We start from the raw sequence: 26,520 nt of genomic DNA, 5'->3' as shown, positions 1-26,520 counted from the left end.
GTTGAAAGCTGTTGCTCTTGGTGGTGGGCACGGGCTGCACGCGACGCTGAGCGCCCTCAAGAAGGTCACCGGCGACGTGACGGCCGTGGTGACCGTCGCGGACGACGGCGGGTCGTCTGGACGTCTCCGCAGGGAGCTGTCCGACCTGCTGCCGCCCGGTGACCTGCGCAAGGCCATGGCGGCGCTGGCGGGGGACGACGAGTCGAGCCGGCTCTGGACCTCGCTGTTCAAGCACCGGTTCGGTGGCACGGGTGCGCTCGCGGGCCACGCGGTCGGCAATCTCGTGATCGCCGGGCTGCTCGAGCAGCTCGGCGACCCCGTCAAGGTCCTCGAGACGGCGTGCAGGCTGCTCGGGGTGCGGGGGCGGGTGCTGCCCATGTCCAACGAGCCGCTCGACATCGAGGCCGACGTCGTGGGGCTGGACGAGGACGAGAAGGTCGTGCGGCGGATCCGGGGGCAGGTCGCCATCGCGACCACGCCGGGTCTGGTGCAGCGCATCCGGTTGACTGCCCCGAACGGGCGACCTGTCGGCTGTCCGGAAGCGGTACAAGCTGTACTCGACGCCGATCTCGTGCTACTCGGGCCCGGATCGTGGTTCACCAGCGTGTTGCCGCATCTGCTGGTGCCCGAGCTGCACGACGCGCTCGTGCGCACGCGTGCCAAGAAGGTGCTCGTGCTCAATCTTGTCCCCCAACCGGGCGAAACCGCCGGTTTCTCTCCGGAGCGCCATTTGGACGTAGTCTGCGAACACGCACCCGAGCTGAAGGTGGACGCGGTGATCGCCGACGTCGACTCGGTCCCCACCCCGGACCGGCTGACGCGAGCCGCCTCGGCGCTGGGGGCGCGAACGCATCTGGCGAAGATCGCCGCACCGGACGCCGCTGAACGGCATGATCCGGAGGCGCTTGCCGGTTGCCTGAGGCAAGTGGTCGGACAGACCGGAGTGGGAGGGACTGGCCCGTGGCGATGACGTCGGCGGTCAAGGACGAGCTGAGCAGGCTCGCGGTATCCAAGACCTGTTGCCGCCGCGCGGAGGTGTCTTCCCTGCTCAGGTTCGCCGGCGGCCTGCACATCGTGTCCGGCCGGGTCGTCGTCGAGGCCGAGCTCGACCTCGGGTCGGCGGCCCGCAGGCTGCTCAAGGAGATCCAGGCCCTCTACGGCCACCACGCCGAGGTGTTCACGATCCAGTCGAACGGCCTGCGCAAGGGCACCCGCTACGTGGTCCGCGTGGTCAAGGACGGCGAGGGGCTCGCCCGCCAGACCGGTCTGCTCGACCCGCGCGGACGTCCGGTGCGCGGCCTGCCCGCGCCGGTCGTGTCGGGTGGCGTGTGCGACGCGGAAGCCGCGTGGCGCGGTGCTTTCCTGGCGCACGGCTCGCTGACCGAGCCCGGTCGCAGCTCGTCGCTGGAGATCACCTGCCCCGGTCCGGAGGCGGCGCTGGCACTGGTCGGCGCGGCACGCCGGATGGGCATCGCGTCGAAGTCCCGCGAGGTGCGCGGGGCCGAGCGCGTGGTCATAAGGGACGGCGACGCGATCGGCGCCATGCTCACCAAGCTCGGCGCGCACGACAGCGTGATGGCCTGGGAGGAGCGCCGGATGCGGCGCGAGGTGCGGGCCACCGCCAACAGGCTCGCGAACTTCGACGACGCGAACCTGCGCCGGTCCGCGCGGGCGGCCGTCGCGGCCGCCGCGAGGGTCGCCCGCGCGTTGGAGATCCTCGGGCCGGAGGCACCGGACCACCTCGCCGCGGCCGGGCAGCTGCGGCTGGCGCACCGGCAGGCGTCGCTGGAGGAGCTGGGGCAGCTGTCGGACCCGCAGATGACCAAGGACGCCGTCGCGGGCCGCATCAGGCGGCTGCTGGCGATGGCCGACAAACGGGCGAAGGACCTCGGGCTGCCGGACACGGAGTCCGCGGTCACCGCGGAGATGCTCGAAGCAGAGGTCTAGAGGTCTAGAGGTCTAGAGGTGTTGCGGGGGCTGCGGCGCAGCTGAGCGCGTGCGCCCGAACGCTCCGCACCCCGCACCGCCGAACGGCCTAGTCAGGGCACCTTTTTCTGGTTCGATCAAGAGATACGCACTATCCGTGTGACCAGCGGCGCAGTTCGGCAGATAGGGTGGGCTTGTTCCTACCAAGCTGAACGCAAGGAGTCAGTCGTGACGGTTCGTGTAGGTGTCAACGGTTTCGGCCGGATCGGGCGCAACTTCTTCCGCGCCGTGAGGGCCGCCGGCCACGACATCGAGATCGTCGCGTTCAACGACCTCGGTGACGTCGCCACGATGGCCCACCTGCTGAAGTACGACAGCATTCTCGGTCGTCTGGACGCCGACGTGCAGGTCACCGACGAGGGCATCTCCGTCGACGGCAAGGTCATCAAGGCCCTCGCCGAGCGCAACCCGGGCGCTCTGCCCTGGAAGGACCTCGGCGTCGACGTCGTGGTCGAGTCGACCGGCTTCTTCACCGACGCCACCAAGGCCCGCGCGCACGTGGACGAGGGCGGCGCCAAGAAGGTCATCATCTCCGCGCCGGCCAAGAACGAGGACCTCACCGTCGTCATCGGCGCGAACGAGGAGAAGTTCGACGGTTCGCAGACGATCATCTCGAACGCGTCCTGCACCACGAACTGCCTCGCGCCGCTGGCCAAGGTGCTGCACGACAGCTTCGGCATCGAGCAGGGTCTCATGACCACGATCCACGCGTACACGCAGGACCAGAACCTGCAGGACGCGCCGCACAGCGACCTCCGCCGTGCCCGCGCCGCCGCGCTGAACATCGTCCCGACCTCCACGGGCGCCGCGAAGGCCATCGGCCTGGTGCTGCCGGAGCTGCAGGGCAAGCTCGACGGCTACGCGCTGCGCGTGCCGATCCCCACCGGCTCGGCCACCGACCTGACCGTCACGCTCAAGCGCGAGGTCACCGTGGACGAGGTCAACGCCGCGTACAAGGCCGCCGCCGAGGGCCCGCTGGCCGGCATCCTCAAGTACTCGACGGACCCGATCGTGTCGGCCGACATCGTCACCGACCCGCACTCGTGCATCTACGACGCGCCGCTGACCAAGGTCATCGGCAACCAGGTCAAGGTCGTCGGCTGGTACGACAACGAGTGGGGCTACTCCAACCGCCTCGCGGACCTGGTCAAGCTCGTCGCGTCCAAGATCTGAGCAGCGGGAACGGACAGTCAGTGAAGACTCTCAGCGACCTGCTCGCCGAGGGTGTCGCAGGTCGGCGCGTCCTGGTGCGCGCCGACCTGAACGTCCCCCTCGACGGAGACAAGATCACCGACGACGGCCGCGTGCGCGCGTCGGTGCCGACGATCAAGGCGCTCGCCGACGCGGGTGCCCGCGTGATCGTCACCGCTCACCTCGGCCGCCCCAAGGGCGAGCCGGACCCCAAATTCTCCCTCGCTCCGGCCGCCGCTCGTCTCGGTGAGCTGCTCGGCGCCGAGGTGGCGCTGGCCGGTGACCTCGTCGGCGAGTCGGCGAAGTCCGTGGTGGCCGCGCTGACCGACGGCGGCGTCGTGATGCTGGAGAACGTCCGCTTCGACGCCCGCGAGACCTCGAAGGACGACGCGGAGCGCGCGGCACTGGCCGACGAGCTCGCGGCGTTCGCGGACGCGTTCGTGTCCGACGGTTTCGGTGTCGTGCACCGCAAGCAGGCCTCCGTCTACGACGTCGCGAAGAAGCTGCCCGCGTACGTGGGTGGCCTCGTCGAGACCGAGCTGGGCGTGCTGCGCAAGCTCACCGACGACCTGGAGCGCCCGTACGTCGTGGTGCTCGGCGGCGCGAAGGTGTCCGACAAGCTCGGCGTCATCGCGAACCTGCTGACCAAGGTCGACCGGCTGCTGATCGGCGGCGGCATGGCGTACACGTTCCTCAAGGCCCAGGGCCACGAGGTCGGCACGTCGCTGCTGCAGGAAGACCAGCTCGACCAGGTCAAGGGCTTCCTCGCGGAGGCCGAGAAGCGCGGCGTCGAGCTCGTGCTGCCGGTCGACGTGCTGGTCACGGCCGAGTTCGGCAACACGGAGCACGAGGTCGTCGCGACCGACGCGATCCCCGCCGACAAGATGGGCCTGGACATCGGCCCGCAGTCGCGCGAGCTGTTCGCGTCGAAGCTCGCCGACGCCCGCACCGTGTTCTGGAACGGCCCGATGGGCGTCTTCGAGATCGAGACCTACGCCGGCGGCACCCGTGCCGTCGCGGAGGCCCTGGTCAAGTCCGAGGCGTTCACCGTCGTCGGCGGTGGCGACTCCGCGGCCGCCGTGCGTGCCCTGGGTCTGCCCGAGGACGGCTTCTCGCACATCTCCACCGGCGGTGGTGCGTCCCTGGAGTTCCTCGAGGGCAAGGAACTCCCCGGCATCAGCGTTCTCGCCAAGAATGAAGGTGATCGCTGATGGCCGCCCGGCTCCCGCTCATCGCGGGCAACTGGAAGATGAACCTCAACCACCTCGAAGCGATCGGCCTCGTGCAGAAGATCGCCTTCTCCCTGCCGGAGAAGTACTTCGCCAAGGTCGAGGTGGCCGTTCTCCCGCCGTTCGTCGACATCCGCAGCATCCAGACGCTGGTCGACGGCGACAAGCTGCTGATCAAGTACGGCGCGCAGGACATCTCGCAGCACGACTCCGGCGCCTACACCGGTGAGGTGTCGGGCCCGATGCTCGCGAAGCTGGGCTGCCACTACGTGGTCGTGGGCCACTCCGAACGCCGCGAGTACCACGGCGAGACGGACGCGCTGGTCAACGCCAAGATCAAGGCGGCGCTGAAGGTCGAGGTCACCCCGATCTTCTGCTTCGGCGAGAAGCTCGAGACCCGTGAGGCCCAGGGCCACCTGGAGCTGGTGCGCCAGCAGCTGGAGGACGGGCTCAAGGGCTTCACGGCCGAGCAGGTCGCCAAGATCGTGTTCGCCTACGAGCCGGTCTGGGCGATCGGCACGGGCCGCACGGCGTCCTCGGCCGACGCGCAGGAGGTGTGCTCGCTGGTCCGCTCGTTCGTGGCGGAGAAGTACGGCGAGGAGACCGCGGCCGTCGTTCGCGTGCTTTACGGCGGTTCCGTGAAGTCGTCGAACATCGGTGAGCTCATTCAGCAGAAGGACATCGACGGCGCCCTTGTCGGCGGCGCGAGCCTTCAGGCGGACGAATTCACCAAGTTGTGCGCTCTGGCCGCCGGCGGCCCTCTACCCTAAGTTGATCTGGATAAACCACTAACCCCAACTGGTTGCACACGTTCGGCAGTCGAACAGGTACTCTGTGGCGTCGGCTGCCTGACAGCGAGGAAGAAATGATCCTGTTCCTGCAGATCCTGTTGATCGTCTCCAGCGTGCTGCTGGTGCTGCTCGTGCTGCTGCACCGCGGCCGGGGCGGCGGCCTGTCCTCGCTGTTCGGCGGCGGTATGCAGTCGAGTCTGTCCGGTTCCTCCGTTGTCGAGAAGAACCTCGACCGCCTGACGCTGTTCGTCGGCGCGGTCTGGATCATCGCGATCGTGGGCATCGGACTGCTGATCAAGCTGCCCGGCGCGGGCAGCTGATCAACCGTTCAGCGGCAGAAGCCCTCAGGGGCTTGGGGTAACCACTTGGTGGGGGTGTAACGGTCGATGTCCGGTGGTAACGCGATTCGCGGTACCCGCGTCGGCGCAGGCCCGATGGGAGAGTCGGAGCGCGGCGAGTCCGCGCCTCGTCGTCGGGTGTCGTACTGGTGCGCGAACGGTCACGAGTCCCGGCCTTCCTTTGCGGTCGACGCTGAGGTGCCGGAGAACTGGGACTGCCCGCGTTGCGGCCTGCCGGCAGGGCGGGACGAGCAGACGCCACCCGCGCCTCCGCGCAACGAGCCGTACAAGACGCACCTTGCGTACGTGAAGGAGCGGCGGTCTGACGCTGATGGGGAGGCGATCCTCGAAGAGGCTCTCGCCAAGCTGCGCCGTCAGCGCGAAGAGCCGTAAGCCAGGCTCGCAGAACTACGCGAAAGGCCCCCGGATCCCGGGGGCCTTTCGCGTGTGCTGGGAGGTAACGCGGGAGCCTTTCGTTTCCCGCTGGGGAACGCGCGGGCCCCGCGTTCCCGTCAGCGGCGGTGCACGCGGGGAGCTTTCGTTCGCTTGGAGCGCACGAGAGGTCCCCGCGTGTCGTCAGGCGAGGAGTACGCGGGGAGCTTTCGTACTCTCCTGGAGTACGAGAGGGCCCCGCGTGCGGCTAGCCGCGCAGGCCGGAGAACTGGCGGCGGAGCATCGCGGCACCCACGAGCAGGAAGAACAGCAGGACCACGAGCGTGCTGGTGGTGCCGCCCGACGAGCTCGACAGCGTCACGTCCACGTTGCCCACCAGGACGATGCCGCATTCGGCGCGGACCTTGTGACGGCCCGGTTCGATGCTCGCGAACTTCACCGGTGACTTGAACTGGCCGTTTTCGTCGGCGACGGTCTGGCCCACGTCCTGGCCCAGCGACTTCAGCGTCACCGGGGCGCCCTTGGGACAGCCCGTGCCGGTCGCGGTCAGGTCCTCGCCCGGCTGGATGTTCTCCTTGTCCAGGATCAGGACGCCGGTGCCGGGGTCGGACGGCTGGCTCGAGGACGAGGTCGTCGACGAGGTCGTGTCCGTGGTCGTCGTGGTGGTGGTCGGGGTCGTCGTGGTGGTCGTCGTCGTGGTGACCGGCGGGCGCGTCACCGGCGGGTTGGTCACCGGGGGGACCGTCACGGGCGGCTTGGTGGTCGTCGTGGTGGGTGGGGGCGGGACCACCACCCGCAGGGCGGTGCCCGCGGTGCCGCACTTCGTGTTCGACGACGTCGCGGTGAGCTTGTGGCTACCCGCTGTGGTGGCTGCTGGAACGGTGGCGCCCACCGAGCCGCTCGCGGACGACGTTGCGGTGGCGATTTGGGTGCCGTCGAGGGCGAAGCTGATCGTGACCAGACGACACGTCACGAAACCGCTCCAGGAGATGGTGATGTTGCCGCCCGCTGTGGCAGGCTGCGGCGCCGCCGTCAGCACGGGAGGGGGCGCAGGCGTGGTCGTCTGCGCGGCCGCCGGTGTGGCGACCAGCACCGTAACACCGGCTGTGCAAGCCACGAGTAAGCCTAAAGACCGCATTCCCTCTCCCCGGATCAGAACCTAAGGTGCGCTAGTGAGACGTCGCTTGGCCGGTGCAGGTTTACTGCTGTGGTGCGGAATTATGCTGCTGCCGTCAACGGCCTCCGCACAGGACGGGTCGGTTCTGCTCGAGGCCGATGTGGACGGTAGACCGGTTGGAGTAGGAAACCTGGTGCTCGACCCCTCGGCCACCACCAAGGTGTCGGTCACGGTCCGCAACAACACGGACACCGTGCAGCGCGTGAAGACCGTGCGGATCAGCGGAACGGCGCTGGCGTTGACCTTCTTCGCCTACGACACAACGGTTCCGTTCGATGTCGCGCCGAAGTCTTCCGAAACGCGGTCGTTCCCGCTCGAGCCGACCGACCTCGGTTCGCAGGCCATTGGTCTCCTTCCGGTCACGGTTGAGGTCATAGACGTGCAACGGCAAACGATCGCCGAGGTCGAGACGACCGGGGACGTGCGCGGGTCGTTGTGGTCCGTGTACGGGGCGTTCGGTCTGGGCGTGCTCGTGCTGACCGCGTTGTCGTGGGCGGGGGCACTCATCGCGCTGGCTCGCCGCCGGCTGCCCGCGAACCGGTGGCAGCGGGCGATGCGGTTCCTGCCGGCCGGGTTCGGGACCGGGCTGATCGCGGTGATCTCGTTGTCGGTGCTGCGGCTGGTGGCGCCGTCGCCTGCGGCCGAGATCCCGTTCATCCTCGGTGCCGCGGCCGCCGCGTTCGTTCTTGGCTATGTGACACCGCATCCGGGTGGTCAGCAACCGTCCGAAATGGATACCGTGAGGATTCAACGGTGACTGTGTCCAGTGTGGTCGCCGCTCTGCCGGGGTACGCCGTCGGCGAGCAGATCGGCGAAGGCGGGATGGGCGTCGTCTACGGCGGCGTGCACCGTCAGCTCGGCAGGCCTGTTGCGATCAAACGGTTGCCGCACGCGGTGGCCGAGGACCCGCGGATGAGCGAGCGCTTCGAGCACGAGGCGCGGTTGCTGGCGCGGCTCGACCACCCGCACATCGTGCCCGTGTACGACTACGTCCGGCAGCAGGGCGAGCACCTTCTGGTGATGGAACGCCTCGACGGCGGCACGGTCTGGTCGCGGTTCTCCGGCGACGGCCTGACCGCGCAGCAGTCGTGCGGGATCGTGCTGGCGGCGTTGTCGGGTCTGCACGCGGCGCACGAGGCGGGCGTGCTGCACCTCGACGTGAAGCCCAAGAACCTGCTCTTCACCTCGAACGGCGTGGTGAAGGTGGCGGACTTCGGCATCTCCCAGGTCGTGTCGGAGGGTGCGACGCTCGTGACGCACGCCGGTGCGGTGCTCGGCACGCCCGCGTACATCGCGCCCGAACAGGCGATGGGCAACCCGTTGTCGCCCGCGGCGGACGTCTACGCGACCGGCACGATGCTGTACGAGCTGTTGTGCGGCGACCTGCCGTTCGAACGCGGTGGCGGGCCGCTGGCGATGATCCAGAAGCGGGTCTACCAGGACCCGCGGCCGTTGCCGAACGTGCCGGAACCCCTTGCGGGCGTGGTGATGCGCAGCATCGCGCGGGACCCGAACGCGCGCTACCGCAACGCCGAGACGTTCGCGATCGACCTGGCGGGGGCGGCGGGTCACCTGTTCGGGTCCGACTGGCTGATGCGCCTGGGAATGCCCGTGCACCTCGCACCCCAGGTGTCGGCGTCGTCCACGCGTCCGTCGCTGCGGCCGGTCGACCGCACCACGGTCTCGCTCACGCAGCAGCCGATCCGCGCGACGCTCGTGGACCCGGTGCCCGCCGCGCGGCTCAGCGGCAGCAGCACGCTGGTGCCGGCCGCCGAGGTGATCAAACCGCCGTCGTCGCCGTGGTTGCTGTGGCTGGTGGCGGCGATCTCGTTGGTGGCACTGGCGATCGTGCCGTTCGTGGCGACCGGGACCCCGCCGGAGGTCAAGGTCACGCAGGACCTGGCGGACCCCGTGAAGGCCGAGGGCACTCACCTGGTCGTGACGCTGGCGGGGATTCCGCTCGCGGACGTGCCGCAGCGCGGGCCGGACGGGTTCGTGCTGCCGGGTGCGGCGCGGTGGATCATCGGCGGGGTCGTGACGGCGAAGGTCGACGACCAGCCGCCGTTCCTGCTGGAGTCCAACCGGACGCCGTGGCTGAGCCTCATGGGCACGGGTTCGGCGCTGTTGCTGCTCTTCACGTTGGCGTACCTGGAGTCCAACCTGCGGGCGTTGCGGCGGCGCCAGACCGGGATGGCCGCGGTGATCGCGTCCGTGCCGCTCGGCCTCGGGCTCGGCGTGGCCGTGTGGCTGCTCGTGTCCGTGCTGCTGCCGAGCGAGCCGACGATGTCGATCGCGCTGACGTGCGGTGTGCTCGGCGCGGCGGCGGCCCTCAGCGCGTCACTGGCCTCGAAGAGCCCCTGACCGCGAGTTCGAACAGGTCCGCGAGCTACTTCGCGTACCTGGAGACGTCGGTGTCCGGCCGGGCCATCAGCTCGGCCGGCGTCGCCTCCATCGTGGCCAGCACCGACACCGCCATCACGCGCGGCGCGAACCCCCGCAGCTCACCGGACTCGCCGCACAACCCGACGTGCCGCGATCGCGACTACGACATGGCCTCGTACAGCTTGTTCCGCACGATCCGTGCGCGGTTCGACGACGAGGACTCGCCTTACAGGCTGGAGCCCAAGCAGTCGTTCCACGCGTTCCGGCGCTTCAATCGCTGACGACGCGCTCCTTCGGGAACGACGCCGTCACCAGGAAGCCGCCGTCCTCGGTCGGGCCCGCGGAGAACTCGCCGCCGAGCAACGTGGCGCGTTCCCGCAGACCGACCAGGCCGTGGCCGCCGCTGGGCAGCGGTGACTCCGCCGACGGTCCTGCCGCGGTGTTGCGCACCTCGACCAGCACGTTGTCGTCGTACTGGGCGTCGATGAGCACGGTCGCGCTCGCTCCGACGGCGTGCTTGCGGATGTTGGTCAGGGCCTCCTGCACCGTCCGGTAGACGGCGCCGGACACCGGTGCGGAGAGGTCCTCGACCGGCCCCTTGAGCTGGATGGTGACCTCGAAGCCCGCGTCGGCGGCGAGTCCCGGCAGCTCGTCGACGCCCGGCTGGTTGTCCTCTGTGGTGCGTAGGACCGACACGAGCTGACGGAGTTCGTCGAGAGTGCGCGTCGACAACGTGCGGATGGTGCCCGCGACCTGCTTGTGCTCCGCGTCGGCAACGGCCATGCGCAATGCTCCCGCCTGCATGGCGATGAGGCTGACTTGGTGCGACACGACGTCGTGCATCTCGCGCGCGAGTTTTGCCCGTTCGTCCGCACGGATCGCGTGCGCGTGGAGGACGCGTTCTCTCTCTCGTGACTCCGCGAGCTCGACGATGCGGTCGGACAGCTCCTGCCGTGCGTGCGCAAGCAGAGCGATCGCGATGGGCAGGCCCGCGACGAGGAAGCCGTAGATCGCCGAGTGGAAGTGGCCGGACGCCGGCCGGTCGATGAGCTCCTGCGGCGGCCAGGCGACGAACCGGCTCAGCCACACGAGCGCGGCCGCGAGGCCCGTCTGCCAGCCGCCGACGTAGCGGCGGGCCACCGAGTACAGGGCGATCATCGCGGCGAGCTGCGACCAGCCGACGAAGAAGCCGGGGATGGTCAGCACGAGCGTGATGAACGGGAACCGGCGGCGCAGTACCAGCGCGCCGACCGCGACCCAGTTGAGCCAGACCTGGTAGCTCTCGATGGGCGGGAGGTCCTTGCTGGGATCGGCCTCCATCCACAGCCCGAGCAGCCACACGTCGAGCACGGCGAAGAAGATCAACGCGAGGTCGACGAGGACCTCGCGGTAGTTGACGCGCGACAGGCGGGAGCCAGCCGCCGTTCGTGCCGACCGTCTGGCCGGGAGCAGCGTCGTGGTCAGGATCCGACCTCCCCTGTGAGCCTTCCGATCCTCACCGTACTGCGCGTATGCGGCGGTTGGCATTGGCTGCCCCTTTACCCCGACCTGCCCCGTCACGTGGATAGACGGCTTCACACGCGAATCTGTACGGCGCTGCGCTCACATATGTGCTACCGCACACGCCCCGAGGGCGCATGCGGTAGTCACAGCACTGCTAGGGGCACGTCTTCCACGCGAAGTGGTAGGTCGTCTCCAGGTTGCCGTCGGTCGAGTCCATCGTCATGAAGCTCGTCGTCGTGGCCGTGTTGGACGAGCCGGGGTAGACCCGCAGCTCCGTGTTGATGTTGAAGTTCCGCTTCTCGCCGCACGGGGCGAACACGATCGCGGCCACCTCGGTCGTGTCGGTGGCCTGCCAGTCGTCGCTGATGGGGCCGTTGTAGCGGTGGGAGATCTGCTCGGTCTGCGACATGCCCTGGAAGTAGTAGTTGGCCTTCTCGATGCCGTAGGCGCCGCGTTCCAGGTGTGCGAAACCTCTGTAGTCGGCTTGGGCGACGCCGTAGGTGAAGCCCTGCGGCACGTTCACCCGCAGGTTGAGCTGGCAGTTCTTGCGCAGGTCGGTGGGCTTCGCGCCGACGCCGATCTGGGCCAGGTAGTCGCTGTAGGTGACGGTGAACGCCTTGTTGTCCTCGGACACCGCGACGGCGGCTGTACCGGCGGGGCAGCCGGAGCCGTTGATCGTGACGATGTCGATCGTGATGTGGTCAGGCGGCGGCGTGTCGTTGGGCGCGCCGGGCGGGATGATGATGGAAGAGGCCAACAGGGCAGCGGCAACCACGTTGAGCATGGGTGCACCTTTCCGACGCATCTCGCAGGGTGGGGTGGCGGCGGTTGATCAGGTGGCGGCGGCCTTTGCGGAAAATCAGCAGCGCTTCCACGAGAAGTGGTACAGCGTGCGCACTTCTCCGCGCGTGTAGTCCATCGTCATGAAACTGTTTGCATTGGCGTCGGAAGAACCCTTGTCAACGCGCAGCGAGCTGTTGACGTTGAGATTCTTCTTCTCTCCGCACGGTGCGTAGACGATGTCAGCGAAATCGGTGCGGTGCGTAATCGACCAGTTGTCGTCGAACGGTCCGGTGAAGGAGTGCTTCCACGTGTTGGTGGCCGACTGCCCCTGGAAGTAGTAACTCACCCACTGGTGCCCCGTCGCGCCGCGCTCGAGGTGCGCGTAGCCGGCGTAGGTCGCTTCCGCGACGCCGTAGGTGAAACCCTGCGGCGTGTTGACCTGCAGGTTGATCTGGCAGTTCTTCCGGAAGTCGGTGGCACCGGCGCCCTTGCCCGCCTGGGCCAGGTAGTCGCTGTAGATCACCCAGAACGAGGTGTTGTCCGGAGAGACGATCACTTCCGCGGTGCCTTGCTTGCACCCGGAACCGTTCACCGTCACCACGTCGATCGTCACCCGCTCCGAAGGAACCGTTTCGGCGTGCGCGGGTGTGGACGACAATGTGAACAGCACGGCCAGAGCGGCTGCTGCCGTCGCTTTACGCATGAAGTTGGCCTTTCCTGGTGCCTCTTTCTCAGCGTGGAGCGGCGGCGGTGCCGCGAAGATTAGCGCAGACCCTCAACTTTTGGTGTGATCCAAATGGCCCATGTCATCCTGATGGAGCAGTTCGTGAAGACTTGCCAAAAGTTGTCGGCCACCTGGTGCTGAGGGAACGAATAGTTTCCGGCATACTGACGCGCATGTCGCAAGCTGGTCTGGTGCTCGTGGTCGAGGACGAGGACCCTGTGCGGAGGTACACCGTCAGCCTGCTCGAGGAGCTCGGGTTCAGCGTCCTGCAGGCCGTCGACGGCGTCGAGGCGATCGCGATCCTGCGCGAGCGCAGTGCGGAGATCAGCGCGATGCTGCTCGACCACAGCATGCCCGGCCTGTCCGGCGAGGAGGTGCTGGCCCAGGTGACGCACGAGGGCCTCGCCGTCCCGGTGGTCCTGACCAGCGGGTACGACCGCACGTCGCTGGAGCGCCGGTTCGCCGGGCACGAGATCGCCGGGTACCTGCAGAAGCCGTTCCGGATCGAGAGCCTGGACGAGGCGGTTCGTCTCGCCGTCGCCAAGCGGGCTCAGGCCTCCTGACGCAGGACCTCGCGCACGCGTTCGAGCAGCTCCGGCTCCGCGTACGGCTTGGTGATCAGCACTTCGCCTTCCAGGACCTCGTCGGTCGTGTACCCGGACATGTAGATCACCGCGGGTGCCGCGCCGGTCGACCGGAGCAGCCGGACGAGCTCGGGACCGCCCATCTTCGGCATCACGACATCGGTGAGCACCAGGTCGATCGTGCTGCGGTGCGCCGTGGCGAGCTGCAACGCCTCCTGTCCGTCGCCCGCCTCGATCACCGCGTAGCCCGCGGTCTCCAGCGAGCGCCGAGCCATGATCCGCACCTGCGCGTCGTCCTCCACGAGCAGCACGGTCCCCGCACCCTGATGTGAAGTCGTACGGCGCGCACATGGTGCTTCAGGCGTGCCTTCGCGTTCGTGCGGCACGGGTAGATACACCTCAACGGTCGTGCCGGCGCCAGGTGCGCTGATGAGCTCGATCTGCCCGCCGGACTGCTGCACGATGCCGAACACCGTGGACAGCCCCAGACCCGTGCCCTTGCCAACGGGTTTGGTGGTGAAGTACGGCTCGAAGACCTGCGCCTGCACGTCGGCGGCCATGCCGGTGCCCGTGTCGTGGACGCGCATCACGACGTAGGCGCCCGGCCGCACACCGACGATCCGGCCGGTGTCGCCGTGGCCGAGCTCGGCGTCGGCGATCGAGACCGTCAGGGTGCCGCCGTCTGGCATCGCGTCGCGGGAGTTGACCGCGAGGTTGAACAGGATCTGCTCGACCTGGCCCGCGTCCGCCCACACCCGTGCGACGTGCTCCGGCAGGTCCATCTCCAGTTCGATGTGGTCGCCGACGAGCGTGCGCAGCATCGAGTGGACCTTCGTCAGGCTCTCCCTGAGGTCGAGCGACTCCGGGTGCAGGACCTGCTGGCGGGTGAACGCGAGCAGCTGCCGGGTGAGGTTCGCGGCTCGTTCGCCCGCGTGCTGGATGTCCTCGATCGCGGTGCGGCGCGGGTCGTCGGGAAGGGTGCGTCGCAGCAGCATCTCGCTGTTGCCGTTCACGACCGTGAGGATGTTGTTGAAGTCGTGCGCGATGCCACCGGTCAATCTGCCGATGGCCTCCATCTTCTGTGCGTGCCGCAACTGTGCTTCGGTCTCGCCGACACGTTCTTCGAGCCGAGCGCGCGCGTCCTTCAGTTCCTGCATCAGCCTGATGCTGCGCAGCGCACTGCTGAGCTGCTGCTGCACGGCCTCGTAGATCCAGCCGGGCTCCGGACCACCCTCCTCGAAGATCACGTACCCGAGGTGGTCCTCGTCGGTGTAGAGCGGGGCGATCAACGCACTGAACGGCTCGTCCCTCTTGAACGGGTACGGCGTCAGGTTGATGACGGGGAACGGTGTGTCCGGCGCGTCCTTCAGCTCGGTGTTCTCGTAACGGACGAGCGCGCGCGCCGTGCCTGGCGTGTCGTACGCCATGACGTGGCACCCAGGGATTCCGAGGCGAGGGAGCTCATCGGCCAGAGCGTCGGTCAGCTCGTCCACGTCCCGTGACGCGATGAGCCGTTGACCTGCTTCACGCACCGTTTGGTCGTGACGCTCGTGTGAGAGGTATCGGAAGCGTGCGTCCGTGGCGAACGCATCGCCCACAAGAAGCTGCACGCGCAGCCACAGGTCGTTGATGAGCGTCGCGTCGCTGATCCGCGCCGTCACGAACCGATGCAGGTCGAACAGCGGTGGCCACCAACGCTCCGGTTCGCACCCGGCGCGCGCGCTCGCACGGATGTACTCGGCCAGCAGGTTGAGGAACTCCGCGCCCTCGACCTCGCCGCGGCCCGCGGCCATCAGCTCGACGATGAGTTGCTCGGCCCACCCCTCCGGCAGCTTCGCCGACAGCGGTCCGAGCGAGTCGCGCAGGTGGTCGGCCACCGTGGACGCGGTCGCGGACTCGTTGATGTTCAACCGGCCGTGCGCGGGGGCGTGGTCGCCGAGCCCCGACGGCAGGCAGCCGCACGACCGCCGGACGATCAACTCGGTCGGCATGATCTGACGTCGGCGCGTGGGCTCGCCGCGCACCAGTGCCAGCGCCAGTTCCGCGGCCCGGAAGCCCATCTCGTGGAACGGCGCTCGCACGGTGGTGAACGCGGGTGTCGCCGCGTCGATGTTCACCTCGCGGCGCACCCTGGACGGGGGACTGCCGCCAGTGGTGGTGATGTAACCGAGGTCGTGCGTGCGAACGTTCGTGTGGTTGTCGTATCCGACGACGGCAACGTCTTCTGGCGTGCGGAAGCCCATCTCCTCCAGCGCTGACACGACACCGATCGCGTAGTCGTCGTTGGCGGCGGCGATGGCGTCCGGGGGCTCGTCGACCTTCGCGATCATCTTGCGCACTGCGTCGGCCGCGCCGTTCGGTTCCCAGATGAACGAACCGGGCAGCGTGACGATCGAGGGATCCGGCGCGATCCCGTGCTTGCGCAACGAGTCCAGGTACCCCTGGAACCGTTCCTGGGCGCCCGCATGCGTCAGCGGACCGCGCACGAACGCGATCCTGCGTTTGCCGTGCACCTCGATCAGGTGGTCAACGGCCTGTTCCATGCCATCGCGGTTGTCCATCAAGATGGTTGGCCACTGGGCGAGGGACGTCTCCACACTTACGATCGGCATCGGTGCGTAGCGCTTCACGTACTGCTGCATGCCTTCGGACCCGATGAGCTGCCCTACGCGCGTAGTCCACACCACGAGCGCATCGACCCGGTTCGGCGAAATCAGGTCGTACACCGTGTTCGCCCGACGCTTGTGCGGATCCGGGTGGTCCAGTTCGCTGCCCACGAAGCACACGAGGTCGCAACCGAGGTGCTGGGCGCCGTCACTCACACCGCGCCACTGCTCGCCCGCGAGCTCGATGAGCGGGCCAGCGGTGATCATCCCGATGGTGGGACGTCGCTTCGCACTGCCGTTTGCCACAAAACCCCCGCTACTCAACGCGATTCGGGATGATACGCGTTGTCGGGGGGAATGCCTGCCGCGTTACCTGGGAGAACTGGTGAACGGTGTTCGGGACGGCCTGGCGAGCAACCCCGCTCTGCCGCCCCTGCTCGTGGGCCGTCTGATCGCGGTGGCGGACCCGGTTCAGAGCACTGACCTGGCCCGTCGCGCCGACCTGGAGCCGCACCACGTGCGGGCCCTGCTGGCCAAGGACGACTCCGCGGTCACGTGCGCGCTGCTGGAGAAGGGCTGGGTCGCACCGGCGGACGTGCCGACGTCGAACCCGTTGGTGGCACTGGTCGTCACGGCTCACCCGGATGCCGACCCCGACCTGGCCCGGCGGCTCGCGTCGCACCCGGACGCCCGCTTCGGGCTCCCGGAGCAGGCCCACCACCTGCCCGTCGACGTCGTGGAACGCCTGGCCTGCGACCACGACGACCAGGTGGTGGCCCAGCTCGTCCGCTGCCACGTGCTCCCGGCTGCTCTGGCCGACGAGCTGAGCCGTCATCCGAGCACCGAGGTGCGCAAGGCGTTGGCCGCCAGCCCGCACACGCCCGCTCAAACGCTTGCGCGCCTGATGGATTTCGCCCGCGAGCTCGCCTCGAACCCCGCGACACCGCCCCCGATCGCCGCCGGCCTCGTGCACCACCACGACGCCCGCTACTGGCTCGCCGCCCGCACCGACCTGCCTTCCCACGTCTACGAAGAGCTGGCCGCGGAGGTCGAGCCCGGCATCCTGACGCAGCTCGCCGCCAACCCCGCCGTGCCGGTGGAGGTCCTGCGCCAGCTCACCGGAACTCCTGCGCTGCTGCGGAATCCCGCCCTGCCGCTGGACCTTCTGGTGCACATGGCCGGGGTGGCGCGCATCGGCCTGGTGCCGCGGGTCGCCGCCGCGTCGGAGGAGGAACTGCGGACGTTGGCGGGCGCCACCGTTCCCGCGCGAATGCTGGTGGCGTGCCGCCCGGACCTGCCCTTGGACCTGTTCCAAGATCTTGTCCTGGATCCCGGTGTGGCTCCGGCGATCGTGACGAACCCGCTGGTGACGGTCGATCAGCTGGCGCGGCTCGTCGAACGGCACGGCCCGCCGTTGTACCCGCGGGCAGCGCTGAACCCGTTGTGCCCGCCGGAGTTGTTGCACCACATGGCTTTGCGTGCCTCGTCGGAGGAGACGTACCGCGCGATCGCCCGGCATCCGCACGCGTCGGGCGAGACGTTGTTGCTGTGCTTGGGGGACGCGCAGGCCAGGTACGCCGCGGCGAGTCATCCGAACCTGCCGGTGGAGACGATCGTCGCGTTGCTGCGGAGTGAGTTCACGGCTGGTGCGGCGGCCGCGAACCCGTCGTTGCCGGTGCACGTGATGGAGGACCTGCTGTCGTGACCGCGTTGCAAGGACTTGCACGGAATCCATCGTTGCCTGCCGTGTTGCTGGAACGCCTCATCGCGCTCAACGACACCTGGCTCGACCGCGTTCTCGCCGGCCGCGCCGACCTGTCCGCCGCGCAGGCCGAGCTGCTGGCTGCGAGGAGCAAGCAGGTGCTGGTGGAACTCGACTGCCGCATCGACCCGCCCACGTCGGCGTACGAGGAAGCCCTCCACCAGGCAGGCGACCCGGCCACGTCACCCGCCGTCGTGGCCGAGCTGGTGCGCCACCCCGATCCGTCGATCCGTCACGTCGTGGCGCGCAGGACCGACCTGCCGCCGTGGGCGTGCGAGCACCTGGCCAAGGACCCCGCAGTCCGCCGCCGGATCGCGGCGAATCCCGCGGCGCCGGAAGCGGTGCTGCGCGAGCTGGCCGCCAAGGCGGACCGTGAAACACGCGGCGCGCTGGTGCAGAATCCGTCGATTCCGCTGGATCTGCTCATCTCTCTCGTTGCGCTCACGGGCCGTTCACCGGTTCCGCGCGTGTCGGTGGCGTCGGAAGCAGAACTCCGTGCGCTCGCCTCCTCATCCACGCCACGGGTGCGGATGCTGGCAGCGCAACGACACGACCTGCCCACCGACGTGCTGGCGCTGCTCCTCGCTGACCCCGAGCCGGACGTGGTCGCGGCCGTCGCCACCAACCCGGCGCTCACCGCGGCACAACTGGAAGATCTGGTGACGCGCTACGGCTCGCGCCTGTCCGCCCGCGTCGCGCAGAACCCGAACTGCACGCCCGAACTGCTGCACCTCCTCGCGCGCGACCGCAGGCTGCCGGGGGAGGCCTGCCGCGAGATCGTCAAGCACCCCAACACCTCCGCCGAGACGGTGCTGCTGTGTCTGCGAGACCGCGAGGCCCGCCGTCTCGCCGCGAACCGCCCGGATCTGCCCGTGGCGACGCTGGCCGAGCTCGTCGAGGACCCGTACGCCGGTGAAGCGGCGGCCGCGAACCCGTCGTTGCCGGTGCACGTGATGGAGGACCTGCTCAACTCCACCACTTGATCAGGTTGGTCTGCTCCTTGCGCACCTCGTACCCGTTGGCCGCGTAGAACTTCCGCGCGTCCACCCGGTTCTGCCCGGTCACCAGCCGCACCCCGCACGCACCGTCCGCGCGCGCCCACTCCTCCCCGGCTGCGAGCAAGAGCCGGCCCACGCCGCGCCGCTGGTGCCGCGGCGAGGTCGCCAGGGTGATCAGGTTCTTCAACGGCCGGTGGTAGGTGTTCTCGTAGTCGCTGAGCTGGATGTAGCCGAGGATCTCCTCGCCGTCGACGGCCACGAGCAGTGCGATGTTGGGGGCCTTGACGATTCGTTCGAGCTGGGCCCGCGTGTCCTGCACCGGGAAGTCGTAGCCCAGCGCCTCGCGGTTGATCTCGCTGATCGCCGCGGCGTCGTCGGCCGTCACGTCTCGGATGTGCATGGAGCCATCGCATCACAGTGGGCGGGACGGGCGAATCGGCTGGACACAAACGGGATTCGGCTGGAACGCTCGCGCAGGGGTGGTGACGATGCGAGCATCCCGGCGATTTCACGTGGCCGCGGTGGCCGAGCTGCTGCTCGGGGTGCCGACGGTGCTGAGCAGCCTGCTGTTCGTGGCGGTGCTCGGGCGGGCGGTGAGCCAGGACAAGTGGTGGGTTTTTCCCGTGGTGTGGCTGGTTTCCGGGGCGATCGTGTTCGTGCTGGCCACGGATCGGGTGCTCGCGGCGCTGGTGCACCGGCTGAGGAAGCCCACCAGGACGGAGAGCGCGGCGCTGCAGCCGTTGCTGGAGGACGTGTGCGCCACCGCGGGGGTTGATCCGCGCCGGTACTGGTTGCGGATCCAGAACTCCCGCGAGATCAACGCCATGGCGGTGGGCGGGCACGTGGTCGGAGTGTCGACCGCGGCGCTCGGCCTGCCGCGGGAGCAGCTGGAAGCGGTGCTGGCGCACGAGATAGGGCACCACCTCGCGGGGCACACGATGATCTCGTTGGTGCGGTGGTGGTACGAGCTGCCGGCGCGAACGGTGATTCTCGTGGTCGTCCTGGCCGGGGCGGTCGTGCTCAGGATCGGGCAGGTGCTCGGCGGCACGGCGACCGTCGTGTCGCGCGTCGTCGTGGTGGCGTTGGGGATCGCCGCGGTGCTGGCCAGTCCGTGGTTGTTGCTGGTGCCGGTGATCGCGCCGCTGGTGGCGTTGACGAGCAGGCGGGCCGAGCTGCACGCGGACCGGGTCGCCGCCGAGCTCGGGTACGGGCCGCGGTTGCTGGAAGTGTTGCAGCGCTGGATCAGGGAAGGGCACGACGACATCCGCGCGAGGGCAGGCCTCAGGGCGCGGATGCTGGCCTCGCACCCGTCGTGCGCGCAGCGGATCACCAGGTTGCAGCGAAAGGGATGAAGGGCGCCTTCATCCACCTCAGGAGCCCGTTGCGTTTTGACTTGGCTGGGAAGATCTCCCGGTGGCAAAGGGATTCCGGCCGGTTGATCGTGATCAACAGTTTTTGATGCCTCCGGATATGCGGGAGTGGCTGCCCGCTGATCATCTGGTCTGGTTCGTGCTCGATGTGGTCGAGCGGCTGGACCTGACTGCGTTTCGTGCCCGGCACCGTCTTGGTGGTGTCGGGCACGAGGCGTATGACCCGGCGATGCTGCTGGCGTTGCTGATCTACGCGTATGCGGTGGGTGAGCGGTCGTCACGGCGGATTCAACCGCTGTGCGGCACGGATGTGGCGTTTCGGGTGATCTGCGCGCAGGACGTGCCGGATCACACCACGATCGCCCGGTTCCGCCAAGCCCATGTCGAGGCGTTCGACGAGGTGTTCGCGCAGGTGTTGCGGTTGTGCGCGCGGGCGGGCATGGGCCGGTTGTCGACCGTCGCGATCGATGGGACGAAGATCGCGGCGAACGCGTCGATCGATGCCAGCCATGGGGTGGATTGGTTCCGGGAGCAGGCACGCACGATCTCCGCGCAGGCCGCGGCGGTCGACGCCGCCGAGGATGCCGAGTTCGGTGCGGACAGTCGCGGAGACGAGGTGCCAGCGGAACTGGCCGATCCTGGTCGCCGCAAGGCTCGGATCGCGCAGATCCTGGCCGAGATGGAACAGGAGCAGGCTGAAGCCGGCCAGGCAGCGGCCGAGCAGGCGGCCAAGGCCGAGCAGCATCTGGTGCGGCTGACGCAGGGGCCTGTGACCGGCCGTGATCCGGCTGGAGTGGACCCCGTTGCGGCGGCGAAGGCGCGGCTGGCACGGGAACTGGCCGTGCGGCAGGCCGAGATCGATGCCTATGCCGCCGAGGTCGCCGCGGCCATCGCGTCGGGGCGGCGGCGGCCGTCAGGCCGCCGGGTCGCTGATCCTTTCGGCGGGAAAGCGGTGCGCAAGGCGCTCGCTGCGCTGGAACGGGCCCTGGCCCGGGCCGTCTCCGCGACGCAGAACGGCAAGAACGGCAAGAACGGCAAGGTTGCGCAGCGGAATCTGACTGATCCGGACTCGCGGATCCTGCCCACCCGCAAGGGCTGGGTGCAGGGCTACAACGCGCAGTTCGCGGTGTCCGCGGACTGGCTGGTCCTGGCGCTGACGCTGACCAGCAGCCCGGCTGACACCGGGGAGCTGACGCCGATGATGCAATGCACCGTCACGGCCGCCGAGCTGATCAACGGTGAGCGGGACGCGCCGGAGCAGCTGGGGACTGTGCTGGCCGACGCGGGTTACTGCAGCGAGGACAACCTGACCGCCGAGGGCCCGGACAGGTTGATCGCGACCGGGAAAGCACATCAGCTCGCCCAGCAGGCCACGCAGGATCCGACCAGCGGCCCGCCACCCGAGCACGCCACCCCGATCGAGGCGATGCGGCACCGGCTACGCACACCCGAAGGCGCGGCGCTCTACAAGAAACGCGGCGCCACAGTCGAAACCGTCAACGCGCACATCAAAGACCGAATCGGGCTCCGCACGTTCAGCATGCGCGGCATGACGGCATGCCTGGGCGAGCTCAACCTCGTCGCCGCGGTGCACAACCTGCGCCGCCTGTTCACCGCCGCCACCACCACAGACGTCATCCAGACAGCATGAGGGGCAAAGGCCTGCGGCCCTTGCCCCTCACAACATCCAGCCAACGAGGCCATCACCAACTAGAGAAACCCAAAACGCAACGGGCTCTCAGGTGTATGAAGGCGCCCTTCATCCAGAACTGGTCAGGCCAGGGGTGGTTTGAACAACGCCGGCACCGCCGAGGCGGCTGCCGTGTCGAGCAACCACAACGTGCGGCGGCGGCCGGTGGCGCCCGCGGCCGGAAGCTGGACCTCGCCCGCGCCGCTGAGCGCCATGGCGACCGCGGCGGCCTTGGCCTGACCGGTCGTCATCAGCCACACCTCCTGCGCGCGCCGCACCGAGGACAACGTCAGCGACACGCGCGTGGGCGGCGGCTTCGGGCAGTTGCGCACGGCCACGACCGTCCGCTCCTTCTCGTACACGGCAGGAGAGGACGGGAAGACCGACGCCACGTGGCCTTCCTCGCCGACGCCCAGCATGCAGACGTCGAACGTGGGCACGTCGCCGTGGTCCTCCGGCCTGGCCAGCGACGCCAGCAGGGAAGCGTAGGCCTCGGCCGCGGCCTCCGGGTCGTCGCCGAACTTGCCGTCCGACGGCTCCATCACGTGCACCCGCGACGGATCCACCGGCACGTGGTCCAGCAACGCCGCGCGGGCCTGCGTCTCGTTGCGTTCCGGGTGCCCGGACGGCAGGAAGCGCTCGTCGCCCCAGTACAGGTCGACGCGGGACCAGTCCACGGCGTCACGGGCGCCGTTGCGGTTCAGGTGTTCCAGCACGGCCGTGCCGGTGCGGCCGCCGGTCAGCACGACGGACGCGTAGCCGCGGGCGGCCTGCGCGTCGACCATGCGGGTCACCAGGCGGGCCGCCGCGGCGGCGGCCAGCAGGTCGCCGTCGCGGTGGACCACCACTTGCGGATTGCTCACGAACTCGCCTTCGCCTTGGACTTCTTCACAGCGGCAGCAGCCTTGCCGTTGCCGGACTCGGCAGCGGGCTCAGGCGCGGGAGCGGGAGCACGGCCCTTCGAGACCTTCGACAGCGACTTCAGCGCCGCCGCGTAGACCTCGTCGGGGTCGAGCCGGCGCAGCTCCTCGGCCAGGCAGTCGCGCACCGAACGACGCTGCAGCGCCACCCGGCGGGACGGCTGGCCCGGCTGCGACAGCGTGCCCACCTTGCCGTCCGGGCGGTGCAGGTCGACGGCACCGGACGCGCGGTCCAGCCTGACCTGCACGATGCCCTCACCCGAGGTCGCCTTGTAGCGCTTGGCCGGAACCTTCAGCCGGTCCGTCAGCCACGCGGCCAGCAGGTCGGTGGACGGGGAGTCGGCCTCGCCGGTCACCTCCGCCTCGGTGATCTTCTCGTACGGCGGCAGGTCCAGCGACGCCGCGAGCATGGCGCGCCACAACGTCAGCCGCGTCCACGCCAGGTCCGTGTCGCCCGGCGCGTAGTGCGCCTTGCGGGCCTCCAGGGCCTTGATCGGGTTCTTCTCCGCGGCCGCGTCGGTGATGCGGCGCTGCGCGAGCTGGCCGATCGGGTCCTTGGACGGCGAGACCGGCGCGTCGAACGGCCACCACGCCACGACCGGGGTGTCCGGCAGCAGCAGCGGCATGACGCACGAGGCGCCTTCCTTGGCCAGTTCGCCGTACAGCCGCAGCACGACGACCTCGGACGCACCCGCGTCGCCGCCGACGCGGATCTGCGCGTCCAACCGCGGAGCCGCCTGGCGGGCACCGCGGGCCACGACGATCACGCGACAAGGGTGCTCGCGCGAGGCGTCGTTGGCCGCGTCGATCGCGGCGTCGGTGCGCTGGCCGTCCTCGGTCACGATGACCAGGGTCAGCACGCGGCCGAGAGTGGTCGCGCCACCCTCGTCCCGCAGACGAACCAACCGTGAGTTGATCTGGGACGTGGTGGTCGAGGGCAGGTCGATGATCACGGACGCCTCCAGTGCCTTCCGGTCCTGGCGGTCATCGCGTCCGCCGACGGCGGACCCCAGGTTCCAGCCTTGTACTTCTCGAGTGCCGGCTCGTCCTTGCGCGCCCAGAAGTCGAGGATCGGGTCGAGGATCTCCCAGGAGAGCTCGACCTCGTCGTTCTTCGGGAACAGCGACGGCTCACCGAGCAGCACGTCCAGCAGCAGCCGCTCGTAGGCCTCCGGCGACGACTCGGTGAACGAGTGGCCGTAGCCGAAGTCCATCGTGACGTCGCGGACCTCCATCGTGTTGCCCGGCACCTTCGACCCGAACCGGATCGTCACGCCCTCGTCCGGCTGAACCCGGACCACCAGGGCGTTCTGGCCGAGCTCCTCGGTCGCGGTGTCGTCGAACGGCAGGTGCGGCGCCCGCTTGAACACGACCGCCACCTCGGTGACGCGACGGCCCAGGCGCTTGCCGGTGCGCAGGTAGAACGGCACCCCGGCCCAGCGGCGGGTGTTGACCTCGCAGGTGATCGCGCCGAACGTCTCGGTCTTCGACTCGGGCGAGAACCCGCCCTCCTCGAGCAGTCCCGGGACCTTCTGACCGCCCTGCCAGCCACCGGTGTACTGACCGCGCGCGGTGGTCTCCTCGAACGGCTGCGCGGGACGCGTCGCCGAGAGGATCTTCACCTTCTCCGCCCGCAGATCCGACGGCTTGAAGGAGACCGGCTCCTCCATCGCGATCAGCGCGAGCAGCTGCAGCAGGTGGTTCTGGATGACGTCCCGCGTCGCACCGATGCCGTCGTAGTAGCCGGCGCGGCCACCGAGACCGATGTCCTCGGCCATGGTGATCTGCACGTGGTCGACGTAGTTCGAGTTCCAGATGGGTTCGTACAGCTGGTTCGCGAACCGCAGCGCCAGGATGTTCTGCACGGTCTCCTTGCCGAGGTAGTGGTCGATGCGGAACACCGACTCCTCGGGGAAGACCTCGTTGACCGTGCGGTTGAGCTCCTTGGCGGACTTGAGGTCGTGACCGAACGGCTTCTCGATGACGACGCGACGCCACTGGTCGGCCTGTGTCTGGGCGAGACCGGCGCGCTTGAGCTGGTTGACCACCGTCGGGAACGCACCCGGCGGGATCGACAGGTAGAACGCGTGGTTGCCGCCCGTGCCGCGCTCGGCGTCCAGAGCCGCCAGGCACGACGCCAGGTTGTCGAACGACTGGTCGTCGTCGAACGTGCCCTGCACGAACCGGATGCCCTCAGCGAGCTGCGACCACACGTGCTCGTTGAACGGCGTGCGGGCGTGCTCCTTCACCGCGTCGTGCACGACCTGCATGAAGTCCTGGTCGGCCCAGTCGCGGCGGGCGAAGCCGACGAGACCGAAGCCCGGCGGCAGCAGACCCCGGTTCGCGAGGTCGTAGATCGCGGGCATCAGCTTCTTGCGCGACAGGTCACCGGTGACACCGAAGATGACCAGCGCGCTCGGGCCCGCGATGCGGGGCAGGCGCTTGTCGCGTGCGTCCCGCAGCGGGTTGCGCCACTTGTCGGATGTGGTCACGAGCCGTCCTCCTGGACTGCCTCGACGAGCTGGGCCAGACCTGCGATGCGGTCCTCGAGGTGCAGCCGCAGCACCGGGCGGCCGTGCTCGGCCAGCACCTGACCGTCGCCGAGCGCCTGCGCGAGCTGCAGCTGCGCCAGCGTGTACGGACGGCCGGGCACCTCCAGGTCGTCGCCGGACTCGCCGGTGATCTGGATGAACACGCCGTTCTGGTGACCGCCCTTGTGGTATTGGCCGGTCGAGTGCAGGAAGCGCGGGCCCCAGCCGAACGTGGTCTCCAGGTGCGTCCTCTTCGCGATCTCCGCACGGAGCAGCTCGAACGACGCGTCGTCGATCCTGTCCAAGTACGCCTGAACCGAGATGTAGCCGTGGTCGGGCGCGACTTCAACGAGCGCCGCCAGCGCTTCCGCGACGGTGCTGACCTTGCGCGGCGCCCAGCCCGTGCCGTGCGCCTGCACCGGGCCGTCCACAAAGGACGGTTCGGCGGCGGACGCGACCGGCGCGTCGAGCAGTGCGCGGGCCGCCTTCTTCGCGGCCTCCACGTCGGGCTGGTCGAACGGGTTGATCCCGAGGACCCGGCCGGCGAGCGCGGTCGCGTACTCCCACAGCAGGAACTGCGCGCCCAGCTTGCCTTCCACCGCGACGTGCGACGACCCGGTGGCCGGTCCGATCGCGACGGTCGTGGCGTCCGAGCGCGCGTCCACGAAACCAGGAGCGCCGGGGCCCTCGACGACGACCGGCAGCAGGCCGGTGCCGTTCTTGCCGGTCGACTCGGCGATCAGCTGCTCGGCCCAGTCACCGAACCCGGCGATGCCGGAACCGGTGTCCGCGAACACGATCTTCTCCGCGCCGTGCGCGTGCGCGGCACCGAAGATCGCGGCCAGCTGGACCGCCGGGTTGTCGACCGAGTCCTGCGACACGATCTTCGCGACCTCGGCCGCGTCGTCGAGCAGCGACTCCACGTCCGCACCGGCGAGGTACGACGGGACCAGGCCGAACGCGGTCAGCGCCGAGTAACGGCCACCGACGTGCGGGTCGGCCAGGAAAACCTTGCGGTAGCCCGCTTCCTCGGACGCGGACTGCAACGGCGAACCGGGATCGGTGACCACCACGATGCGCGACGCGGCGTCGATGCCCGCGTCCGCGAAAGCCTTCTCGAAGATGCGCCGGTGGCTGTCGGTCTCGACCGTCCCACCGGACTTGGACGACACCACGATCACCGTGCGCTCGAGATCACCGGCGAGAGCGTCGGCGACCTGGGCGGGATCGGTGGTGTCCAGCACGACCAGCGGCACGCCCTGCGTCCGCGTGATCACCTCGGGGGCCAGCGACGAACCGCCCATGCCGGCGAGAACGACGCGGTCCACACCCTCGGCGTGCAGTTCCTCGCGCAGAGCCTTGAGCTCGGCCAGCAGTGGACGGGACGTCTCGTGCAACGTCGTCCACGAGAGGCGAATGCTCGCCTCGGACTCGGCTTCCGGCCCCCACAGGGTCGGGTCCTGCGCGGTCAGCTTGCTCGGCACCGAATCCGCGACCAGGTCAGCAGCGATCGTGCTGACCTGGTCGGCGTTCGGTGACCTCACGATTTCGACGGAGGTCACT

Annotated in this window: 25 protein-coding genes; 15 read left to right on the top strand and 10 right to left on the bottom strand. The window is 69.0% G+C overall.

From position 1 onward, the window contains the following. Position 1: 1 nt before the first annotated feature. The 7 genes from AOM45_RS41180 (at position 2) to AOM45_RS41150 (ending at position 5,928) form a co-directional block, all read left to right on the top strand. Positions 2–970: a gluconeogenesis factor YvcK family protein gene (locus tag AOM45_RS41180; RefSeq protein WP_035911930.1), complete on the top strand. Its 969-nt coding sequence runs from the start codon at positions 2–4 to the stop codon at positions 968–970. Continuing rightward, entirely contained in the window at positions 961–1,947 is a 987-nt protein-coding gene (whiA, locus tag AOM45_RS41175) for a DNA-binding protein WhiA (RefSeq protein WP_030470272.1), read from the top strand. The genes AOM45_RS41180 and whiA overlap by 10 nt, the downstream gene beginning before the upstream one ends. Before the next feature lie 207 nt (positions 1,948–2,154). After that, entirely contained in the window at positions 2,155–3,159 is a 1,005-nt protein-coding gene (gene gap, locus AOM45_RS41170; protein ID WP_030470273.1) for a type I glyceraldehyde-3-phosphate dehydrogenase, read from the top strand. 20 nt (positions 3,160–3,179) lie between these two features. Further along, positions 3,180–4,388, top strand: a complete 1,209-nt coding sequence (locus AOM45_RS41165; protein ID WP_030470274.1) for a phosphoglycerate kinase — start codon at positions 3,180–3,182, stop codon at positions 4,386–4,388. Next, positions 4,388–5,176: a triose-phosphate isomerase gene (tpiA, locus tag AOM45_RS41160; RefSeq protein ID WP_030470275.1), complete on the top strand. Its 789-nt coding sequence runs from the start codon at positions 4,388–4,390 to the stop codon at positions 5,174–5,176. The genes AOM45_RS41165 and tpiA overlap by 1 nt, the downstream gene beginning before the upstream one ends. A gap of 95 nt (positions 5,177–5,271) precedes the next feature. Next, positions 5,272–5,517: a preprotein translocase subunit SecG gene (gene secG, locus AOM45_RS41155; protein ID WP_030470276.1), complete on the top strand. Its 246-nt coding sequence runs from the start codon at positions 5,272–5,274 to the stop codon at positions 5,515–5,517. 66 nt (positions 5,518–5,583) lie between these two features. Continuing rightward, positions 5,584–5,928: an RNA polymerase-binding protein RbpA gene (locus AOM45_RS41150; RefSeq protein WP_030470277.1), complete on the top strand. Its 345-nt coding sequence runs from the start codon at positions 5,584–5,586 to the stop codon at positions 5,926–5,928. Between the two features lie 247 nt (positions 5,929–6,175). Here the strand turns inward: AOM45_RS41150 and AOM45_RS53265 are convergent, their stop codons facing one another. After that, complete coding sequence (locus tag AOM45_RS53265) at positions 6,176–7,021, bottom strand: hypothetical protein (protein ID WP_236704022.1); 846 nt, start codon at positions 7,019–7,021, stop codon at positions 6,176–6,178. 79 nt (positions 7,022–7,100) lie between these two features. Between AOM45_RS53265 and AOM45_RS41140 the strand changes: the two genes are divergently transcribed. Genes AOM45_RS41140 through AOM45_RS41130 form a run of 3 tightly spaced genes read left to right on the top strand, consistent with a single transcriptional unit; the run spans position 7,101 to position 9,768 of the window. Then, positions 7,101–7,862: a hypothetical protein gene (locus AOM45_RS41140; protein WP_030470279.1), complete on the top strand. Its 762-nt coding sequence runs from the start codon at positions 7,101–7,103 to the stop codon at positions 7,860–7,862. After that, on the top strand, positions 7,859–9,466 hold the full coding sequence (locus tag AOM45_RS41135) for a serine/threonine-protein kinase (RefSeq protein ID WP_030470280.1): 1,608 nt from the start codon (positions 7,859–7,861) through the stop codon (positions 9,464–9,466). Before AOM45_RS41140 ends, AOM45_RS41135 begins: the two co-directional genes overlap by 4 nt. 50 nt (positions 9,467–9,516) lie before the next feature. Further along, positions 9,517–9,768, top strand: coding sequence for a hypothetical protein (locus tag AOM45_RS41130; protein WP_156094104.1), 252 nt, complete (start codon positions 9,517–9,519; stop codon positions 9,766–9,768). Here the strand turns inward: AOM45_RS41130 and AOM45_RS41125 are convergent. The 3 genes from AOM45_RS41125 to AOM45_RS41115 all read right to left on the bottom strand — a co-directional run bounded on the left by AOM45_RS41125 (position 9,758) and on the right by AOM45_RS41115 (position 12,476). Next, positions 9,758–11,014: a sensor histidine kinase gene (locus AOM45_RS41125; protein WP_081902419.1), complete on the bottom strand. Its 1,257-nt coding sequence runs from the start codon at positions 11,012–11,014 to the stop codon at positions 9,758–9,760. The two genes, AOM45_RS41130 and AOM45_RS41125, sit on opposite strands and share 11 nt — an antisense overlap. 130 nt (positions 11,015–11,144) lie before the next feature. Continuing rightward, entirely contained in the window at positions 11,145–11,774 is a 630-nt protein-coding gene (locus AOM45_RS41120) for a DUF4360 domain-containing protein (protein ID WP_030470283.1), read from the bottom strand. A gap of 75 nt (positions 11,775–11,849) precedes the next feature. Then, positions 11,850–12,476, bottom strand: a complete 627-nt coding sequence (locus tag AOM45_RS41115; protein WP_030470284.1) for a DUF4360 domain-containing protein — start codon at positions 12,474–12,476, stop codon at positions 11,850–11,852. A gap of 194 nt (positions 12,477–12,670) precedes the next feature. Here AOM45_RS41115 and AOM45_RS41110 point away from each other — a divergent pair, with 194 nt between their 5' ends. Next, positions 12,671–13,060, top strand: a complete 390-nt coding sequence (locus AOM45_RS41110; protein WP_030470285.1) for a response regulator — start codon at positions 12,671–12,673, stop codon at positions 13,058–13,060. Here the strand turns inward: AOM45_RS41110 and AOM45_RS41105 are convergent. Beyond that, a complete protein-coding gene (locus AOM45_RS41105; RefSeq protein ID WP_051784143.1) occupies positions 13,048–15,954 on the bottom strand; it encodes a substrate-binding domain-containing protein in 2,907 nt (968 codons plus the stop codon). The two genes, AOM45_RS41110 and AOM45_RS41105, sit on opposite strands and share 13 nt — an antisense overlap. Positions 15,955–16,072: 118 nt before the next feature. Between AOM45_RS41105 and AOM45_RS41100 the strand changes: the two genes are divergently transcribed. Together AOM45_RS41100 and AOM45_RS41095 are read left to right on the top strand one after the other, a co-directional pair. Further along, a complete protein-coding gene (locus tag AOM45_RS41100) occupies positions 16,073–17,392 on the top strand; it encodes a hypothetical protein (protein ID WP_035911903.1) in 1,320 nt (439 codons plus the stop codon). A 41-nt stretch (positions 17,393–17,433) separates the two neighbouring features. Further along, a complete protein-coding gene (locus AOM45_RS41095; protein WP_051784144.1) occupies positions 17,434–18,432 on the top strand; it encodes a variant leucine-rich repeat-containing protein in 999 nt (332 codons plus the stop codon). Here AOM45_RS41095 and AOM45_RS41090 read toward each other — a convergent pair. Further along, positions 18,416–18,847: a GNAT family N-acetyltransferase gene (locus tag AOM45_RS41090; protein WP_030470289.1), complete on the bottom strand. Its 432-nt coding sequence runs from the start codon at positions 18,845–18,847 to the stop codon at positions 18,416–18,418. The genes AOM45_RS41095 and AOM45_RS41090 overlap by 17 nt on opposite strands. Positions 18,848–18,935: 88 nt before the next feature. On the opposite strand from AOM45_RS41090, the gene AOM45_RS41085 reads away from it, so the two are divergent. Continuing rightward, on the top strand, positions 18,936–19,799 hold the full coding sequence (locus tag AOM45_RS41085) for a M48 family metalloprotease (protein ID WP_030470290.1): 864 nt from the start codon (positions 18,936–18,938) through the stop codon (positions 19,797–19,799). A 61-nt stretch (positions 19,800–19,860) separates the two neighbouring features. Further along, positions 19,861–21,468, top strand: coding sequence for a transposase (locus AOM45_RS41080; RefSeq protein ID WP_030470291.1), 1,608 nt, complete (start codon positions 19,861–19,863; stop codon positions 21,466–21,468). Positions 21,469–21,590: 122 nt separating this feature from the next. Here the strand turns inward: AOM45_RS41080 and pgl are convergent, their stop codons facing one another. From pgl to AOM45_RS41060, 4 genes are read right to left on the bottom strand one after another with little or no spacing between them, the layout of a single operon-like run. Next, on the bottom strand, positions 21,591–22,370 hold the full coding sequence (gene pgl / locus AOM45_RS41075; RefSeq protein ID WP_030470292.1) for a 6-phosphogluconolactonase: 780 nt from the start codon (positions 22,368–22,370) through the stop codon (positions 21,591–21,593). Further along, positions 22,367–23,380, bottom strand: a complete 1,014-nt coding sequence (opcA, locus tag AOM45_RS41070) for a glucose-6-phosphate dehydrogenase assembly protein OpcA (protein WP_030470293.1) — start codon at positions 23,378–23,380, stop codon at positions 22,367–22,369. Before opcA ends, pgl begins: the two co-directional genes overlap by 4 nt. Beyond that, a complete protein-coding gene (gene zwf / locus AOM45_RS41065) occupies positions 23,377–24,918 on the bottom strand; it encodes a glucose-6-phosphate dehydrogenase (protein ID WP_030470294.1) in 1,542 nt (513 codons plus the stop codon). The genes opcA and zwf overlap by 4 nt, the downstream gene beginning before the upstream one ends. Then, entirely contained in the window at positions 24,915–26,501 is a 1,587-nt protein-coding gene (locus tag AOM45_RS41060; RefSeq protein WP_236704021.1) for a phosphoglucose isomerase-related protein, read from the bottom strand. The genes zwf and AOM45_RS41060 overlap by 4 nt, the downstream gene beginning before the upstream one ends. Positions 26,502–26,520: the final 19 nt, after the last annotated feature.

Origin of the sequence: Lentzea aerocolonigenes, from assembly GCF_000974445.1 — a bacterium.
GTDB classification, from domain to species: Bacteria; Actinomycetota; Actinomycetes; order Mycobacteriales; family Pseudonocardiaceae; genus Lentzea; species Lentzea aerocolonigenes.
Note: the sequence above shows the minus strand (reverse complement) of the source record. Positions and strands in the feature narration are given on the sequence as shown.